13 protein-coding genes are annotated in these 17,664 nt (G+C 70.5%); 5 read left to right on the top strand and 8 right to left on the bottom strand.

Annotation, left to right across the window (positions count from 1 at the left end; genetic code table 11):
- The 3 genes from ACFQ6S_RS00535 (at nucleotide 1) to ACFQ6S_RS00525 (ending at nucleotide 3,656) form a co-directional block, all read left to right on the top strand.
- A complete protein-coding gene (locus tag ACFQ6S_RS00535) occupies nucleotides 1-1,686 on the top strand; it encodes a PHP domain-containing protein (RefSeq protein WP_383401283.1) in 1,686 nt (561 codons plus the stop codon).
- A gap of 5 nt (nucleotides 1,687-1,691) precedes the next feature.
- Nucleotides 1,692-2,543 (top strand): hypothetical protein, encoded by an 852-nt coding sequence (locus tag ACFQ6S_RS00530; RefSeq protein WP_383401281.1) that lies wholly within the window; start codon nucleotides 1,692-1,694, stop codon nucleotides 2,541-2,543.
- Between the two features lie 219 nt (nucleotides 2,544-2,762).
- Entirely contained in the window at nucleotides 2,763-3,656 is an 894-nt protein-coding gene (locus ACFQ6S_RS00525; protein ID WP_383401280.1) for an alpha/beta fold hydrolase, read from the top strand.
- Nucleotides 3,657-3,668: 12 nt separating this feature from the next.
- Here the strand turns inward: ACFQ6S_RS00525 and fxsT are convergent, their stop codons facing one another.
- From fxsT to ACFQ6S_RS00485, 8 genes are all read right to left on the bottom strand, one after another.
- On the bottom strand, nucleotides 3,669-7,739 hold the full coding sequence (gene fxsT, locus ACFQ6S_RS00520; protein WP_383401278.1) for an FxSxx-COOH system tetratricopeptide repeat protein: 4,071 nt from the start codon (nucleotides 7,737-7,739) through the stop codon (nucleotides 3,669-3,671).
- On the bottom strand, nucleotides 7,726-9,204 hold the full coding sequence (locus tag ACFQ6S_RS00515; protein ID WP_383401276.1) for a TIR-like protein FxsC: 1,479 nt from the start codon (nucleotides 9,202-9,204) through the stop codon (nucleotides 7,726-7,728). Before ACFQ6S_RS00515 ends, fxsT begins: the two co-directional genes overlap by 14 nt.
- Complete coding sequence (locus ACFQ6S_RS00510) at nucleotides 9,086-9,919, bottom strand: aminoglycoside N(3)-acetyltransferase (protein WP_383401274.1); 834 nt, start codon at nucleotides 9,917-9,919, stop codon at nucleotides 9,086-9,088. The genes ACFQ6S_RS00515 and ACFQ6S_RS00510 overlap by 119 nt, the downstream gene beginning before the upstream one ends.
- On the bottom strand, nucleotides 9,916-12,048 hold the full coding sequence (locus tag ACFQ6S_RS00505; protein ID WP_383401273.1) for an FxsB family cyclophane-forming radical SAM/SPASM peptide maturase: 2,133 nt from the start codon (nucleotides 12,046-12,048) through the stop codon (nucleotides 9,916-9,918). Before ACFQ6S_RS00505 ends, ACFQ6S_RS00510 begins: the two co-directional genes overlap by 4 nt.
- A 352-nt stretch (nucleotides 12,049-12,400) precedes the next feature.
- On the bottom strand, nucleotides 12,401-12,856 hold the full coding sequence (locus ACFQ6S_RS00500) for a MaoC family dehydratase (RefSeq protein ID WP_383401272.1): 456 nt from the start codon (nucleotides 12,854-12,856) through the stop codon (nucleotides 12,401-12,403).
- Nucleotides 12,853-14,367 (bottom strand): o-succinylbenzoate--CoA ligase, encoded by a 1,515-nt coding sequence (menE, locus tag ACFQ6S_RS00495; protein WP_383401270.1) that lies wholly within the window; start codon nucleotides 14,365-14,367, stop codon nucleotides 12,853-12,855. Before menE ends, ACFQ6S_RS00500 begins: the two co-directional genes overlap by 4 nt.
- Nucleotides 14,368-14,377: 10 nt before the next feature.
- Nucleotides 14,378-15,253, bottom strand: coding sequence for an amidohydrolase family protein (locus ACFQ6S_RS00490; protein ID WP_383404238.1), 876 nt, complete (start codon nucleotides 15,251-15,253; stop codon nucleotides 14,378-14,380).
- A gap of 11 nt (nucleotides 15,254-15,264) precedes the next feature.
- Nucleotides 15,265-16,182: an SDR family NAD(P)-dependent oxidoreductase gene (locus tag ACFQ6S_RS00485; protein WP_383401269.1), complete on the bottom strand. Its 918-nt coding sequence runs from the start codon at nucleotides 16,180-16,182 to the stop codon at nucleotides 15,265-15,267.
- A gap of 219 nt (nucleotides 16,183-16,401) precedes the next feature.
- Here ACFQ6S_RS00485 and ACFQ6S_RS00480 point away from each other — a divergent pair, with 219 nt between their 5' ends.
- Nucleotides 16,402-16,827: a MarR family winged helix-turn-helix transcriptional regulator gene (locus ACFQ6S_RS00480; protein ID WP_383401267.1), complete on the top strand. Its 426-nt coding sequence runs from the start codon at nucleotides 16,402-16,404 to the stop codon at nucleotides 16,825-16,827.
- A 4-nt stretch (nucleotides 16,828-16,831) separates the two neighbouring features.
- Nucleotides 16,832-17,626, top strand: coding sequence for an IclR family transcriptional regulator (locus ACFQ6S_RS00475; protein ID WP_383401265.1), 795 nt, complete (start codon nucleotides 16,832-16,834; stop codon nucleotides 17,624-17,626).
- Nucleotides 17,627-17,664 lie beyond the last annotated feature (38 nt).

Raw genomic sequence — 17,664 nt, 5'->3', positions numbered from 1 at the left:
ATGACCGAGCAGCAGCTGCCCACCTGGGCCGACCCGTCCGTCTCCCCCGCCGACCTCGACCCGCAGGGCGTCTCCCGACGCGGACTCCTGCGCCGCGCGGGCCTGTTCGGCGCCGCGTTCGCGCTGGGCGGCGCGGCCGTGCCCGCGATGGCGGCACCGGCATCGGCCGCATCCGACCGCCGTCTCGGCGGGGACGACCCCCGCGTCGCCTACCTCGTCGGCGACCACCACATCCACACCGTCTACAGCCACGACGCCAAGTACACGTTCTCCCAACTGGCCGCCGCGGGCGCCAAGTACGGGCTGGACTGGATGGTGTTCACCGAGCACTCCAACTTCGGGCACGCCAAGTACGGTGCCCCGCTGGAGCACCGGGAGATCCTCAGGGCCCGCGCCGAGAACCCGCGCCAGCTCATCTTCCAGGGCTTGGAGTGGTACATCCCGGCCGCCGAGCACTGCACGGTCTTCGCGGCGCCCGGCCGCCACGAGGTGGACCTGCTCACCCAGTTCGAGAACGCCTACGACGGCAAGCTGCTCGGCTACACCGAGGGAGCCCCGGGGGCCGCGGACACGGCCCGCAACGAGGCCCACGCGGTCAAGGCCATCAAGTGGCTGGCCGAGCAGCGCCGCAGGGGCTACGTGGACGACGTCCTGGTCCTCGCCAACCACCCGCTGCGCCTGGGCATCGACTCCCCGCACGAGATGCGCAACTGGCGGGACGCGGCCCCCGAGATCATGATCGGCATGGAGGGCGCGCCGGGCGCCCAGGGCGCGGCCATCCCCGGCTGGCGCGGGGCGACCTCGATGCGCGGCGAGTACGAGAACAAGCCGTCGGCGCAGTCCTGGCCGGGCTACCCGGCACAGGCGTATCTGACGTACGGCGGCTTCGACTGGGCGACCGCGACGGTCGGCGGCCTGTGGGACTCGATGCTGGCGGAGGGCCGCCTGTTCTCGATCACCACGAACTCCGACGCCCACCGCATCGTCTTCGACACCTGGCGGAACGGCGACTGGCCGGCGGGCCAGAACTTCGACAACACCGGCAAGCTGCCCGACCCGGTGAACACCGACACCCCGCAGCCGGGCAGTGACTTCTGGCCTGGCCAGTTCAGCCGCACCCACGTCGGCGTGACCCGCTACGGCTACCGCGCGGTGATGGCGGGCCTGCGCGCGGGCCGGGTCTGGCTGGACCATGGGCATCTGCTGGACGGCCTCGACGTACGCGTCAAGCGGGACTGCGACCACGGCAGGGGCGTGACGCTGGGCGGACGGCTGCGCGTACGCAAGGGCGAGCGGATCACCCTGAACGTCACGGTCACTTCGGCCTCCCGCCCCAACGCCCAGGGCATCCTGCCGGAGTTGGCGCACGTCGACGTCATCCGGGGCACGGTGCGCGGCCCGGTGGCGGACCGGGACTCCTGGCAGGCGCCGGACACCAAGGTCGTGGCGACGAAGGACGTGTCCGGCCGCAAGGGGACGTACACCCTGCGGATCCCGCTGACCGCCGGGAGCGAGTCCTTCTACGTCCGACTGCGCGGCAGCGACGGCAACCGCAACGGCACGGGCTACCTCGGCGCCTCGGTCGACCCGCACGGGCCGATCCCGCACGCGCCCGGAGACGGTGACCCGTGGACGGATACGTGGTTCTATTCGAACCCCGTATTCGTCGACGTGGCAGGAGCCTGAGTCTGATGAAGCGTCAACTGACCGCCGTGACCGCCTTATTGAGCGCCTTCACACTGGGCGCCGCGGGCACGGCGTCGGCCGCCGGTGACCCGGGCTGGGCGGAGACCGGCACGGCGTACACCGACACCCTGGGCGGCGGGCAGGGCCTCGCGACCCGGGCGGACGGCTCCCTCCTGTACCGGGGCATGACCGACATCCCGCTGGACCTGCGGTTCAAGGGCTGGAACCACGTCGGCGACCCCGACATCGCCCGCGGCCACACCTTCGACGCCTACCAGGGCCCGGACACGGCCACGTCCAAGATGTTCGCGGTGACGACCCCGTCCGGGAAGCGCTACGAGTACGTCCACCAGCTCAACCCGGGCGAGAAACTGAACAACTCCTTCGCCACCGTCTCGCCCGACGGCCAGTGGCTGGTGTCGGGCGAATGGGGCGAGCAGCGAAGACTCCAGGTCTTCCCCGCGCCCCTGCTCAACCCGTCCACGCCCCAGACCGGCGGCGACCTGAAGGAGGCCTGGCAGATCACCCTGGACAAGCCCGTACGCGACATCCAGGGCTGCGACTTCGTGACGGACACCCGCCTGCTGTGCGCCTCGAACGACGCCTCGGCCACCCTCTTCCCCGAGCTCCGCCCGCTCCTCCAGGTGGACCTGCCCCGCAAGGTCGACGGCCAGCCGATCACCGGCTCGGTGAAGGCCCTGTTCGCGCTGCCGCAACGGAGCGTGTGCACGGGGGCGTTCGAGACGGAGGGGGTCGACCATGACGTGAACAGCGGGACGCTGCGGGTGGAGATGATTCCGCCGGGGGTGTGCGCGGTGGCGACGGCCGTGTACTCGTACCAGCAGGTCACCAGCTGACCGAGTAGTCGTGTGAGGGCCGCGGCGACCGCAGAGAACGGTCACCGCGGCCCTCATCTCTCGTACCGATCCGACAAGTCCCCGCCACCTCTTGGCCATTGACCCGCCAGAAGCCGGAAACAACCGCACACCGGGATGATGTGGGGCACGATGGGGAATGGCCGTGGCACGACCACACGGCATGCCGCAGCGGGCGGGGGCTTCGGAAGGGGGCCGCGCATGCTCAAGGACGTGTACACGGGGGACGGGCGCCGATTAGCCGTCGAGATCAGCGGAGATCCCGGCGGCTCACCGGTGTTCCTGCTGCACGGCACGCCCGGCAGCCGGCTCGGTCCGGCACCCCGGCCGATGCTGCTCTACCACCAACAGGTCCGGCTCATCACCTACGACCGCCCGGGCTACGGCCCCTCGGACCGTCTCCCGGGGCGTCAGGTTGCCCATGTCTCCGCCGATGTCGCCGCCATCGCGGACGCCCTCGGCGTCGAGCGCTTCGCCGTGGTGGGCCGCTCCGGCGGCGGTCCGCACGCCCTTGCCTGTGCCGCGCTGCTGCCGCACCGGGTGACCCGGGCCGCCGTCCTGGTCAGCCTCGCCCCGCGGGACGCGGACGGGCTGGACTGGTTCGCGGGGATGGCGGCCTCCAACGTCAACGAGTACACCAAGGCCCTGGACGGACCCGATCAGCTCGCGGACAGTCTGCGAAAACGTTCAGTCGACATTCGGTCGGATCCTGGAAAGCTGCTGGCACAACTGCGCTGGGAGCTGACCGAGTCCGATCTGCGGGTGGTCGCCGACGCGGCGATCCGCGCGATGCTGCTGCGCAACTACCGGGAGGCGTTCAGCGTGTCCGCGGACGGCTGGGTGGACGACGCGCTGTCCTTCTGCGGCCCGTGGGGCTTCTCGCCGGCCGACATCTCCGTACCCGTCCTGTTGTGGCACGGCGAACGGGACGGCTTCTCGCCGGCCAGCCACACCAGGTGGCTGGCCGAGCGCATTCCGGGCGGCCGGGCCGTGCTGCACCCCGAGGAGGCGCACTTCGCGTCGATCCGGGTACTGCCGGACGTCGTCACCTGGTTGTTGGGAGGACGCTCGCGGCTGACGGCCGACCCCGTCTGACTCCCGCACCCCTCACACGGCCGGCGGCTCCAGGTCCCGGTGGATGCGCTTGCCCTCGCGGACGCTCACCGTGTGCGGATGGTTCTCCCCGAGCAGTCGGACGAACTCGTCGTGGCTGCTCTTCTTGAGCTGCTCGGCCTCGGGGATACGCTCCAGAGCCCGCAAGGTCACGCCCAGGTTGGCGCGCGAGACGATGGTGTCCGGGTGCTCGTGGCCGAGGGTCTCCTGGAAGCCGGCCACCGCCATCCGCTCCAGACCTTCCGCCTGGCGCAGCTCGTTCAGCTCCGCCAGCACATTGGCGAGGTTGACGGCACAGGCGAGCGTATAGGGGTGGCCTTCGCCGAGCGCCTCGCGCAGGATGTCGAAGTTCTTCTCCAGCAGCGCCCGCGCCCTGCTCACCTCGCCGGAACCACGCAGGAAGATCCCGAGGTTGTTGACGGCGGCGAGCGTCGCCGGATGCCGCTCGCCGGGCGCCGTGCGGTACTGCCGCACGATGTCCTGAGCCAGCGTCAGGGCCTCCTCGCGCGCTCCGGTGGCGTACAGGTCGGTGGCGTAGTTCAGGGTGCAGTCCAGCACGTCGGGGGTGGACGCGGGCGTGTCGCGCAGCCGGTAGTGCTCCCGGGTCTGCTGGGTGAGCGCCCGAGCCTCGTCCACCCGCCCCGCCTTGCGCTGCGAGACGGCGAGGCTCTTGGCACTGCGCAGGGTGTCCGGGCTCGCTTCGCCGAACAGTCGCTTGTACGACTCGTAGCTGCTGCTCAGCAACGAGATGGACGCCTCGTACTCACCGGTCTCGCGCAGATCGCGGCCCAGGTTGGTGATGCTGATCAGGGTGTGCGGATGGGCGGCGCCCAGGTCGTTGCGCCGCAGATCGTAGATCTCCTGGTCGACATCGCGGGCCTCGGTGTAGCGGCCGAGGAGTCGCAGGCACACGGCACGGTTGTTGTTGGCGCTGAGGGTGCGCGAGTGATCCTCGCCGAAATACTCCCGGAAACCGTTGTACGCCTCGGTCGCCAGCTCCAGGGCGTCCTCGAACCGGCCGATGCTGCCCAGGTCGGTGGCGAGTCCGCTGGCCGTCATCATGATGTGCGGATGGCCCAGCTGCAGCAGGTCGCGCTGCTGGGTGAGGGTGTCGGAGCCGAGCTCCTCCGCCTCCACGTACTTGCCGAGCGAGCGCAGCACGTTGGCGATGTGGAACCGCAGGTGCAGCAGCTGGGTCTGGAGTTCCGTCGCGTACCGGCGCTCCTCGTCGAGGGTGCGCGGGGCCCGCGGATCGACTGCGCCGGCCGGCGCGGGCGCCTGCCGGCCGGGCCCTTGCACCTCGAGCTCGGCGATCCGGTCACGGCTGTCGGTCAGCTGCTGCTTCCACAGCTCCCGCAGGCCGTCGCCGAAGGCGAGCGCGGCGTTCAGGTCGCCGCGCTTCCACAGGTAGCGGACGCGGTCTATGAGCAGTTGCCGGGTCTTCGGCTCGTCACAGGTACTTGCCTCGGAGGCCTCCAGGTGCGGCCAGATCGCGGCGAAGATGGGCTGGTTCTTCGGGTCGTCGATGGGTTCCTCGCCCGAGGGACGCGCGCCGGCCAGGATGCGGTGCACGACATGCTGGGCGTCCTCCTGCTCCCGTGGGGTGAGCTGGGAGCGGATCACCGCCTGCACCAGCCGGTGCACCTGGATCGACTCGGTGGCCCGGTCCACCTTGGCGAGGGCGAACCGGCCGATCTCCCGGATCACCCTCCCGAGCACCATCTTCTCCTGGAGCGAGGGGTCGAGCTCGGACAGGACGCTCGTCATCTCGTCGCCGTACAGCAGCTCCATGGAGATGGGTTCGGCGGCGAAGAAGGCGCACAGCTGAAGCAGCCGAACGGCGGCCGGGGAGCGTTCCGTCAGCCGCTCGATGGACACGTTCCAGGTGGCGCCTACCGGCTCGGGGTAGTTCGCGGGCTGGCTGAGCGACAGCACCCGCGCCGCCTGCTGCTCCAGTTCGGCCAGATAGGTGTCGACCGGCGTGGCGGTCTCGGCCAGCCAGGCGCCGGCCTGGTCGAGGGCGAGGGGCAGGTCACCCACGGCGGCGGCGACCCGGTCGGCGTCCTCCGTGGTGAGGTCGGCGGCCCGCCGCAGCAGATGCTCGATGCTCTCCTCGCGCAGGAACGGGTCGATCTCCAGGGCCTCGCCGAAATGCAGCCAGGTCTGGTTGCGGGAGGTGACCAGCACATGCCCGGTGCCGCCGGGGAAGTGCTTGCTGACCTCCTGCGGCTCGTCGGCGTTGTCGAACACCAGCAGCCAGCGCAACGTCGAGGACGACTGGCGCAGATGGTCACAGACCTCCTGGGCGGCCTGGGCGGCGTCGTCACCGACCCGCAGACCCAGCCTGCGGGCGAGATCGGTGAGGGCGGAGACCACCAGTTCGTTCTGCTCGGACGGAATCCACCACACCAGGTCATAGTCCGCGGCGAAGCGGTGCACGTACTCCAGCGCGATCTGCGTCTTGCCGACACCGCCCAGCCCGTACAGGGCGCACGGCGCCGGGGAGCCCGCCGAATTGCTGCTTCCGAGTCCGTCGCGGAGTTTCTCCAGCAGTGCGCTGCGTCCGGTGAAGGAGGAGTTGCGAGGGGAGACGTTCCAGAACTTGGGCACGGTGTCCGGGAAGCGGGCGTCCCTGAGCGCCGTCTCATCGGTCAGCTCGGCGGGCAGCGTCGGCTTGCCGAGGGCACGCAGCAGCGCGGACGTGGCGATCTTCTCGCCGGTGCGCACCAGGTCGACCGAGGGCCGCTCACCGAACGTGGGCGACGGGCGCAGGTCGCCGACCCGTACGGCAACCACCTGGCGGCGTCCCGAGAGGTCGCCGCCGGTGGCCGCGTCCCACACCTGACGGGCCCGTGCCGAGCGCTGGAAGGCCGGTGAGAGGACGACGACGGTGCGGTCGGCGGGCTTCTCGGCACCGTCCCCCTCGCAGCCGACGTACCGTCGCGACACCTTGAATCCCGCCCGGGACAGCTGGATGGCGATCCAGTCGGCCCACATACGGTCCTCGGACACATAGCTGAGGTGCAGGTCGACGGGGAGCGCGAGGCGGGGGCGGGTGAACTTCGCCGTGACGGTCTCGCGCAGTTCCTTGGGCATGCGCGGCAGGGAGATGACGGCCTGTTCGCTGATCATGCCGGTGAGCCGCTCGAAGGCGGACAGCAGGGACGTGGCGTTGCCGGCCTCGTCGCCGAACGTGGCCAGCGTCTCCTCGTAGGCGTAGTAAGGCCGGTAGGGGACTTCCACCGACCCCCAGTAGTGGGTGAGTTCGTCCTCGGTCATTCCGGAGGGGAACCCGTCGAACTTGGCGCGGGCCAATGCGCGCCCGGCATCCGCCTTCTCCTTCTCGCCCTCGTCGATGCGCATGGGGACGGGCAGGATGCGGATACGACGGCTGCGGAACCGGTCGCGGATGTCGTACGCGACGGCCGCGGCGCCGTCGATGCTCTGGTCGCTGAGGGTGAAGCAGTCGACGAGGACGTCGGGCAGATGGGCGGTACATATGTCAGCTATGTCGGACAGACCGGTGCGGCTGTCGATGAGGACGTAGTCGTAGTTCTGCCGCATGTCGTCGCGCAGCGCGTCGAAGAAGAGTCCGCCGCCGAGGTCGTCGTAGAAGTGGTCCCAGTCGAAGGTGCTCACCAGTCCCGAGTAGTCGCGGTCCTGCCGTCCCGCGGAGACCAGATCGAGCGTGCCGGGCTCGGGAAAGTGCTGCCAGTCCAGGGAGACCGCGTGGCGCTGGATGCGGGCGTAGTCCAGATGCCAGTCCGGCGGCCGCTCGTCGGTGTCACCGAGGTCTGAGTCGCCGGTGGCCGCCCACGCGTATTCCTTCAGCATGTCGATGACGCCGGTGGTGGCGCCGACGGTGGCCGGATCGAGGAACGGGTGGTAGAAGCGGTGCAGTCCGGGCGCTTCGAGGTCCCAGTCCACGGCGAGGACCCGTTTGCCGTTGGCGGCCAGGATCCACGCCACGTTGGCAAGGGCCATCGTCCGGCCGGTGCCGCCCTTGTACGAGTAGAACGTGACGATGCGGCCGGCCCGGCCGTCCTGTTCGTCAAGGCTGCTCATCGCGGTCTTCCTCCTCGGCGTTCCGGCGGTGTCCCTGGGGTCGGCTGTCCTGGTCGTCCTTCCCGCACAGCCGGAATCGCTCGGTGCCCTTCCCGGCCGGCGGCCTGGGCTGGGCCCGTTTGCGGTACTCGCCCTCCGCCCAGTGCACGACTTCGGGGAGGACCTTGTCGAAGGCCTGGCGGTCCGGTACGCCGCGGACCGCGGGTCTGCAGGCCTGCCGCCCGATCCGGATGCGGCGCGGCAGCGTCGCCTCGGCCTGGGCGGCGAGTTCGAACTCGGCCTCGTCACTGTCGGGATCGTTCTCGTTCCACGGCACCACCAGGCCGGTCGGCGGCAGATCACTCCGGTCGAACTCGCCGAGCGCGGCGCGGCGTTCGGGATCGCGCAGCACCCAGCGGTCGAGGAGCACGACCTCCGGCCCCTCGGCCGGACCCGCGGTGTGGTCGAACTCGCGTATGTCGGGGCGGAAGGCCAGCCCCTCGGCGATGTCGGCGGCGACCTGGGCGAGGGGGCGGCCGGAGGTGGGCTCGTACGGGTTCCAGTCGACGGCCGAAGGACCGTAGTAGTCGGAGGTGCGTCCCTCGGGCAGCCGGTTCGCGGAAGGGGCCGCCACGCTGATCCGCAGCGTGCGCCCGGTGGTCGAGGTCGTCGCGGGGGTGGCCGCGAAGGCGTCGGGGGCCGCGTCCAGCTGGACGCGGTCGGCGTGGTCGACGACGACGTTGTCGCCCACGTCGACGATGCGCCGGGCCAGATGCAGGACGGCCTTCTCGTAGTCGCTGCGGAACGCTTTCAGCTTCGCCAGCCCGTACAGCCCGAACGTGCGGTAGCGCTGGCCGAGTTCGGGATGCGCGTACTGCACCTCTCTGACGCATGGGGGAAGTCGGTGATCGGGCACCGGCGCCCACAGTGCGGGCACCACCGCGCTGGCGACGCCTGGTTGTCCCGCCTCGCGGTGGCGCGCCGCGCGGCTGCCGAAGGCGGCCCACTCCCTGCCGCACCAGGAGCTGATGAAGTATCGCGGCGAGTACAAGGGCACGAACACCCTGCAGCGGGCCAGCGAGTCGCCGAGCTCACTGCTCCAGATCTGCCCGACGCGCATCGATCCGTCCATGAATCCCGGCGCGCCCGAATGGGCCGTCATGTTCTTGATGTGCTCGCATAGTTGGTCGAAGAGACGGTGAACCCACAGATCCGGGTTCGCCGCACCGGCCCCGTCCTGTGGCATTCGGGCGTAACTGAGAAAGAAATAGGGGGCAGCGGCATTCCCCCATGGTTCCGTCGGCTCCACGCGATCCCCCGATCCCGTCCCCCGCCCCCCGTGCCCCGGCTCCGCGGGGGGTGGACACTCAGTGTAGGAACCTCGCAGCGTTTTGTGACGGGTCTGTGAAAAGGCGGCGGGATCGATTTCCGGCCAGCCAAGTGGTGGCGAATTCCACGGCCGCGTCGAGCGGGAAGAGCCGGGCATGCGTGTCCCCGACGCGCCCACCGCGCACGACCGGGTCGGGCCGGGCGGCGTCGCCCTTCTCGAAGTCGGCACCCAGCGCACCGAAGTCACCGTCGTCCAGGTCGATGTCCTCGTACGACATCCAGCGGCGCACCCCGTCGCGCAGGACCACGCAGCGATACGTCCGCCGGGGCGGATCGGGGACCCGGTACTCCGCGAGGTGGAAGGCGCTGCACACCTCGAAGCCGACGCCCAGGAGCAGTACCTGGGCCTTTGCCCCGTACAGCCGGTTCAGCGGAGAGCGCTCACCCAGATGGCAGTTCTCGTCGTGCACCGTCAGCAGTTCCTCAGCCCGCCCGCCCACGGCGGCGAACGAGGTCTGCGGATGCGAGCTGCGCACCCGCCCTTCGGCGTGCCGAACAGCCTCGGCCAGCCGCCCCATCCCCTGGGAGGGCGTCCTGTCCGGATCGAAGGGGGGCATCTGCCGGTGCAGTGCCCGGATTTGATCGGTCGTCATGTTCCGGGTGCGGTCCCGGTACGCCGGTGAGGTGTCGGAGTTGCCCGCGGTGAACGTCGGCACGACGAGCGTGCCCTCGGGTCCGAGGACGGCGCGCAGAGCGGCCAGCGTGGCATCGGCGCCGGCTCCGACCCGGCGCAGGGAGGCGTGGGCCAGTACGGTGGCTCCGGGCCGCAGGCCAAGTGCCACGAGTTCTTCGGCGAGCGAGGCGGCGGTCACAGGCTCCGCCCGATGCCGTCGACGAACCGCCGGCCGAGCGCGGTCAGCGAGCCGGTCTCCGACAGCTCCGCCCACTGGGCGCGCGTGCGGCGAGCCGCCTCGGCGTCGGGCCTCAGAGCATCGGTCGCGGCGCGCGCGTAGGTGTCGCCGAGCAGCGCTCCGGTGCGGGCGTCCGACTCGTCGTACAGGTCGCACGCGTCGAGCAGGGCGTCCAGCACGCCCAGCCGGAAACCGCGCACCAGGTTCACGGCGACGCGTTCCGGGACGAGGTCGAGAGGGACGCCCAGCGCCCCGAATCCCCCGCCGGGTACGAAGTGTTCGGGATCCGGCGGGGCGGCCAGCGGAGTGATCACACGCACGCCCGCCGCCATCCCGGAGGCGACGGCCGGCAGCGCCTCGCGGATCAACGCCCAGGCCTGCGGCAGCACATGGCGCCAGAGCTCGCTCTCCGCGTCCGTCAGCCGTGCGCCGACGGGGATGCCGAAGCAGTCGCGATGGGGGTCCGCGTCGTCCAGGGCGATGTCCAGCCCGTCGGCGCGGACCCGGTGCAGCGGCTCCCAGTCCGGACCGGCGAGGTGATGCGCCGCCAATTTCGCTGTGGGCAAAGGAAGTTGCATCCGGAGGCTGCCCAGGCCCGGCAGATACGCCACTCCCGCACGCACCGGCACCGTCGTCTTCTCCACGGCCCCCGCCGGCAGCGCCAGGGCGGCCACGAGGGAGGCCAGATGAGCGGGCGAGGCGGCGCCGTCCAGGCAGCGCACGGCCCAGGTGCGGGTGTACGGGTGCGACAGCAGCGGTTCGAGCAGGGCGCCGTCGCGTCGCCCCAGGTCGAGGGCGAGCTGCCAGGATCGCTCCCACCCCTCGCCCGCGCCCGGCCCGATCTCCTCGTGCACGGCGGTCAGGAGCCCACGGGTGATGTCCTGCCGGACCCTCGCCAACTGCCGTACGCCGGGGCCCTCGTCGCTGCCGTCGGCGAGAGCGTCGAAGCCTTCGATCGGACGGGTCGCGCTCGCGCCGGTCCGGGCGTCGATGGACTGGATCAGTTCCTTGAGATCCGCGCAGAAGACGGACGGGTTGTCGAACCCGGTGCCGTCGGACCGGTAGCGGTGGGCGAAAAGTCCACCGCCACAGGACCGCACCACGGGGCAGGTGCGGCACTCGGCGCACAGGTCGTCCAGGCCGTGCTGCCGGGCTGCGATGCCGGGATGGCGGGCCACCTGGTCGAGGGTGTGCTGGAAGACGTCCTTGCCGGTGACCGGCGCCCCGTCGTAGGCGGTCTTCAGCGAGTCGGCCTGTTCGTAGGTGCCGTCGGTCTCGACCACTACGACGTCGGCGGCTTCCAGCCCCATCGCCTCGGTGAGGCCGGGACCGCCGCCCAGTGTGCTGACGATCGAGTCGAACAGCCGCACCGGCATCGGGCGCCCCCGCTCGCTCCAGCGGCGATGGATGGCGAGGAGCCACTTGGCATACGGGGTACCGGTGCCGTCGGGTCGCAGCGGCGGCTCGTCCCAGGTGGCGTGGGGCAGGAGGAAGTCGATGCGCGGGGGCCCCAGGGCGGCCAGGGCGTCGTAGACGGCGACGGGGTCGTTGCGCACGTCGATGGTGCACAGGATGCCGGCGTAGAGGTGGCGGTAGCGGTCCTGGTCGAGCAGGGCGATGGCCCGGAGAACCTTGTCGTGGCTGCTGCGGCCGTTGGCGAAGAGCCGGTGGCGGTCGTTTGCGGCCCGGTCCCCGTCGAGGGAGATGCCGACCCGGACGCCGTACTCGGCGAAGAGGTCGAGATGGCGCTCGCCGAGCTGAACGGCATTGGTGTGGATGCGCAGATCTAGGTCGCAGACGCCGTGCAGTGCGGTGGTCAGCGCCTCACAGACGGCCCGTAAGCGTGCTGGACCGGCGAGCAGCGGCTCGCCTCCGTGCAGAATGACCTGTACGGAGGCGAGCTGATGTTTCTTGGCATGCTCCGCCAGCCGGAGGGCGGTCCAGGAGATCGTTTCCTGTGAGATAACCCTGGGACGCGAGCTCCAGCTCTGGTCGGCATGCTCGTAGATGTAGCAGTGCCGGCAGGCGAGATCGCATCTGCTGTGCACCTTCAGCACGAGCTGCCGCAGCGGGACGGTCGGACCGGTCATGACGGCGTATGCGGTTGTCCTCAGATGGACGACTGGAAGGTTACCCCTGCCCCCTTGCGCGTCTGCGTGGACGAGCGGGCGCGACGTACGCCTCGGACGCTCTTCGGGTCGTGCGGAGCGTCGAGACGCGGCGCGGTGGTGTGAGCTTCGGCGGCCGACGGCCGCACCTCGGTGCCGGCAGTGGCTCTGGTTCGAACGGTCACGGTATTCCCTGATCAGGAGGGTAGGGTGAAGGTGAGTGGCTGGACACTCTGACAGCACGGTACAGCCGCGGGGTCGTCAGTACCCACTGGTGACCAAACTATGCCTCCGTCCGGGGGATATCGGTACCGTTTCGGGGTAACGAAACACCTCAGCTGTAGAAGCGCGACAGACTCGTCAGTACGGCCGCCGGCTTGGCCCCGCCCTCGATCTCGATGGTGCCTTCCACGGCGATCTGTACGCCGCCCGGCACCTCCTCCACCTCCGCCAGTTTCGCGACGAGCCGTATCCACGACCCGACTTTCACCGGAGCCGGAAAACGCACCTTGTTCAGCCCATAGTTGACCTTCGTCGTCACCCCCTGGACGTCCAACAGCTCGGTGAACAAAGGGATGAAGAGGGAGAGGGTCAGATACCCGTGGGCGATGGGCGCGCCGAACGGTCCCTCGGCAGCCTTGTCCGGATCCACGTGGATCCACTGGTGGTCGCCCGTCGCGTCGGCGAACGTGTTGATGCGGTCCTGGGTGATCTCGATCCACTCGCTGGTGCCGAGGTCGCTGCCGGCCAGCTTCTTCAGTTCGTCGAGGCCGTTGACGGTGATGCTCATGCGGTTCCTTCGCTGTTGCCGTATCGGGTACGGACACGGGACTTGAGGAGTTTTCCGGAGGCGGTGCGCGGGAGTTCGTCCGCGAGGACCACCGACTTGGGGATTTTGTATTTGGCGAGGCGGCCGGACAGGGAGGCGAGTACCTCGTCGGGGTCGAGTGCGGCGCCCTCCCGCGCGACGACCACCGCACGCGGGACCTCGCCCCACTTGTCGTCGGGGACGCCGATGACCGCGCACTCGACGATGTCGGGGTGGGCGAGGAGGAGGTCCTCGATCTCGGCGGGGTAGATGTTCTCGCCGCCGGAGATGATCATGTCCTTGATGCGGTCGACGATGAAGACGTAGCCGTCCTCGTCGACGCGGGCCGCGTCCCCGCTGCGGAACCAGCCCTCGGCGAAGGACGCGGCGGTCTCGTCCGGCAGGCCCCAGTAGCCGGGCATGACATGGGGGCCGCGGACCACGACCTCGCCGGTCTCCTCGACGTCGACGGGAGTGAGGTCCGGCCGTACCACCCTCACGTCGCTGAAGAAGTGCGGTACGCCCGCCGAACCGGCCTTGCTCACCGCGTGTTCGGCGTCCAGGAACAGGGTTCCGGGTGCCGCCTCCGTCATGCCGTAGCCCTGGAGGAAGGTCAGGCCGCGCTGCTGGTAGGCGGCGATCAGCGGGGTCGGGACCGGGGAGCCGCCGCAGGTCAGGATGCGGAGGGAGGACAGGTCCGCGCTCGGCCAGCGGGGGTGGCGGGCCAACTGGTCGAACATGGTCGGTACGCCGAACATGAAGGTGATGCCGTGACGCGCGATCAGGTCGAAGGTGACGTCCGGGTCGAAGGCCTCGACCAGCACGCAGGTGCCGCCCTTGAGGAGGACAGGCAGCGTCAGCATGTTCAGGCCGGCCGTGTGGAACAACGGCGCCGAGACCAGGGCGCGTTCGTCGGCGATCAGGTCGGTGTCGACGAGGACGTTGAGCGCGTTCCAGGTGATGTTGCCGTGGGTGAGCATCGCGCCCTTGGGGCGGCCGGTCGTCCCCGAGGTGTACATGATGAGGCAGGTGTCGTCGGGGGTGACGGGGGCGTCGATCGGTTCGTCGGACGCCGACGCCAGCGCCCCCTCGTAGTCGGGGCCCGCTTCGAGGTAGGTGCGGACGTCGGTGTGGCCGGGGAGTCCCGCGACCAGTCCGGCGTGCGACGGTCCGTAGATCAGGGCCTTGGCTCCGGAGTCGGCCAGTTGGTAGGCGATCTCGGGGCCGGCCAGACGGGTGTTGAGGGGGACGAAGACCGCGCCGAGCGTGCCGGCCGCGAAGAGGGTCTCCAGGTAGGACGGGTGGTTCGGGCCCAGGTATGCGATGCGGTCGCCGCGACGGACGCCGCGGTCGCGCAGGGCGTGGGCCAGGCGGTTGGTGCGCTGGTGCAGGGTGGCGTACGACGTCGGTGTCCCGCCGTGGATCAGGGCGGTGCGGTGGGGTGTCTTGCGGGCCCGGCGTGCGGGCCACGACCCCAGTCCCTCGTTGCGCATGTCACGCCCCTTAACGTTTCGTCAGCCCGAGCAGCCGGGCGGCGTTCCCCTTGAGGATCTTCGGCTTGACCTCGTCCTTGATCGACAGCTTCTCGAAGTCGGCGAGCCAGCGGTCGGGGGTGAGGACGGGGAAGTCGGAGCCGAAGAGGACCTTGTCCTTCAGCAGTGTGTTCGCGTACTGCACCAGTTGGGGCGGGAAGTACTTCGGCGACCAGCCGGAGAGGTCGATGTGGACGCCCGGCTTGTGGGTCGCCACCGCGAGGGCCTCGTCCTGCCAGGGGAAGGACGGGTGCGCCAGGATGATCTTCAAGTGCGGGAAGTCGGCCGCCACGTCGTCCACGTGGAGGGGGTTGGAGTACTTGAGGCGGATGCCGCCGCCTCCGGGCACTCCCGCGCCGATGCCCGTCTGGCCCGTGTGGAAGAGGGCGATCGTGCCGGTCTCCTCGATCACCTCGTAGAGGGCGTACGCCACCGAGCGGTCGTTGGGGAAGAAGCCCTGGATGCTGGGGTGGAACTTGAAGCCCCGTACCCCGTACTCCTCGACGAGGCGGCGGGCCTGCTTCACCCCCGCCTTCCCCCGGAACGGGTCGATGGACGCGAAGGGGATGAGGACGTCGGCGTTGGCGGCGGCCGCCTCGGCGACCTCCTCGTTCGGGACCGGTGGCGTGCCCGTCGCGGACTCGGCGTCGACCGTGAAGATCACGGCGGCCATCTTCCGCTCGCGGTAGTAGGCGGCGGTCTCCTGCAAGGTCGGCTTCCGCTTGCCCGCCACCTTGAAGTAGGCGGAGGAGGCGTCGTGCAGGTCGTCGTCCAGGGAGGAGTGGCCCTTGGAGGAGACCTCCGCGTGCGTGTGGACGTCGATCGCGACCAGCTCGTCGGGGTTCATGGAGGGAGCCATCACGCCTCCGGGAACTTGGGCGCCGGAATGCCGACCGACTGCAGCTCGGCGCCGACCGAGGTGGGCCAGACGTCGGCCAGGGTGTCGGGGGTCCAGCCGCCGTCGGCGAACGCCGCCGCGATCTCCTGCGGATGCGACCAGAGTGCCACCTTGTCGCCGCCGATGCCGATGCACTGACCGGTCACACCGCGGGCCGCCGCGGATGCGAGGAAGGGCACGAGGGCGGCGCAGTCCTCCGGGGTGCCGAAGCCCTCGCCCTTGCGCAGGAAGTCGGGCAGCGGCTCGCCGTTCCTCATCGCCTCGATGTAGGGGGCGAAGGCGGGGATGGTCTCGGTCATCGCGGTCGCGGCGACCGGCACGATCGCGTTGACGGTGATGTTCGCGCGGCCCAGCTCCATCGACCAGGTGCGGGCGAAAGCGGCGATGCCGGCCTTGGCGGCGGCGTAGTTCGTCTGCCCGAAGTTGCCGCGCTGCCCGGCCGGGGAGCCGACCAGGATCAGGGATCCGCCCTCGCCCTGCTCGCGCATGCGGACGGCGGCGGCGCGGGCACAGGTGAAGCTGCCCTTGAGGTGGGTGGTGACGACCGCGTCGAAGTCCTCGTCCGTCATCTTCCACAGGACCTTGTCGCGCAGGATGCCCGCGTTGGTGACCAGGACGTCCAGTCGCCCGAACTCCTCGACCGCGCGGCCGACCAGCCGGTCCGCGGCTTCGGTCGTGCCGACCGGGACGACCTCGGCGACGGCGGTGCCGCCTGCCTCGCGGATGGACTTCACTGCCGCCTCCGCCACGGCCTCGTCGACGTCGTTGACGACCACGGAGGCGCCGTGGGCGGCCAGGGCGTGGGCGTAGGCGAGGCCGAGGCCCCGGCCGCTGCCGGTGACGACGGCGGCCTTGCCGGTGAGATCGATGCTGGGCACGGGCGGGTCCCTTCGAGTGGCGGTCCGACTTCGAGATAGAAGGTAAGAACAATAGTTGTTGACGTCAATAGTTGTTGTGCCCCGGTCCTTGCGTCATGCTGGGAGCCGTACGTACGCCCGCCCCGCCCCGGGGCCTCGACCAGGGAGCCCGCCATCGCCAGCCGGCAGACCACCCAGCACACCGCAGGCCCTGCATCGATCGACGCCAACGAGCCGTGGATGCGAGGCCTGCACGCGGACACCGGCTATCTGCTGTACCGCCTCGGCCTGCGCTCCGGTCAGCTGTTCAACACGTTCCTCCAGGAGTCGGGGCTGCGGCTGCGCCACTACGCGGTGCTCCGCTTCCTCGCCACCACCCCCGGCGCGCTCCAGCGCGAGCTGAGCGCCTCGCTCGGCTACGACCCGAGCGCGATCGTCGGTCTGGTCGACGACCTGGAGAAGCTGGGCTTCGCCGAGCGGCGCCCCTCCCCCGACGACCGCCGCAGCCGGATCATCGTCCTGACCGAGGACGGCAGGGCCTTCCTGCGGGACACCGACGAGGCCGGGCAGCGCGTGACCAACGAGCTGGTCCAGCCCCTAGACGCCGCCGAGCGCGAGCAGCTGCACGCGTTGCTGCAGAGGGTCGCCGAGTCCGGGCTGGGGTGACGGGATGCCGATGACCGCGGAGGCCCTACCGTCCCGGCCGGCCGGGGGGACGCGTTCCGCGCCCGACCGGCTGCTGTCGGTGCTCGGGGCCTTCGACCTGGAGCATCCGGCGCTCTGTCTGACGGACATCAGCCGGCGCGCCGGGCTGAGCCTGAGCACCGCGCACCGGCTCGTGGCCGCGCTCACCGAGTGGGGCGCGCTGGAGCGGGACGACTCCGGGCTCTATCACGTGGGGCTACGGCTGTGGGAGCTCGCGGCACTCGCGCCGCGCGGGCCGGCGCTGCGGCAGATCGCGCTGCCGTATCTGGAGGACCTGTACGAAGCGACGCACGAAAACGTGCAGTTGGCCGTCCAGGACGGGCCGGAGGTCGTCTATATCGAGTGGCTGTCCGGCCGGTCGGCGGTCGGGGTGCACATCCGGGTCGGAGCGCGCTGGCCGCTGCACGCCACGGGCGTCGGGCTCGCGTTCCTCGCCCACGGCGAGCCGGACTTCCAGGAGCGCTACTGCGCCGGGCCGCTCGCCTCCTTCACTCCGTACACCGTGACCGATCCGGTCCAACTGCGCCGCATGCTGGCCGAGGTGCGCCGCACGGGGGTGGCGGTGAGCAGCCGCCAGGTCACCGATGACGCGCTGTCGGTCGCCGCGCCGGTGCGCGGTCCGGGCGGGGCGCTCGTCGCCGCCGTGTCGGTCGTCGTGCCGCAGGCCGACGCGCAGGTGCCGGTGCTGGTGCCGGCGGTGCGGCTGGCGGCGCGGGGGATATCTCGGGGGTTGGGGTGGCGGCCGGAGAAGGGGGCATAGGCGCCCTCGCCGGAAGGCTGCGGAAGGAGTGGCGCCGG

The organism is Streptomyces sp. NPDC056479, from assembly GCF_042795335.1.
Classification (GTDB): domain Bacteria; phylum Actinomycetota; class Actinomycetes; order Streptomycetales; family Streptomycetaceae; genus Streptomyces.
Note: the sequence above shows the minus strand (reverse complement) of the source record. Positions and strands in the feature narration are given on the sequence as shown.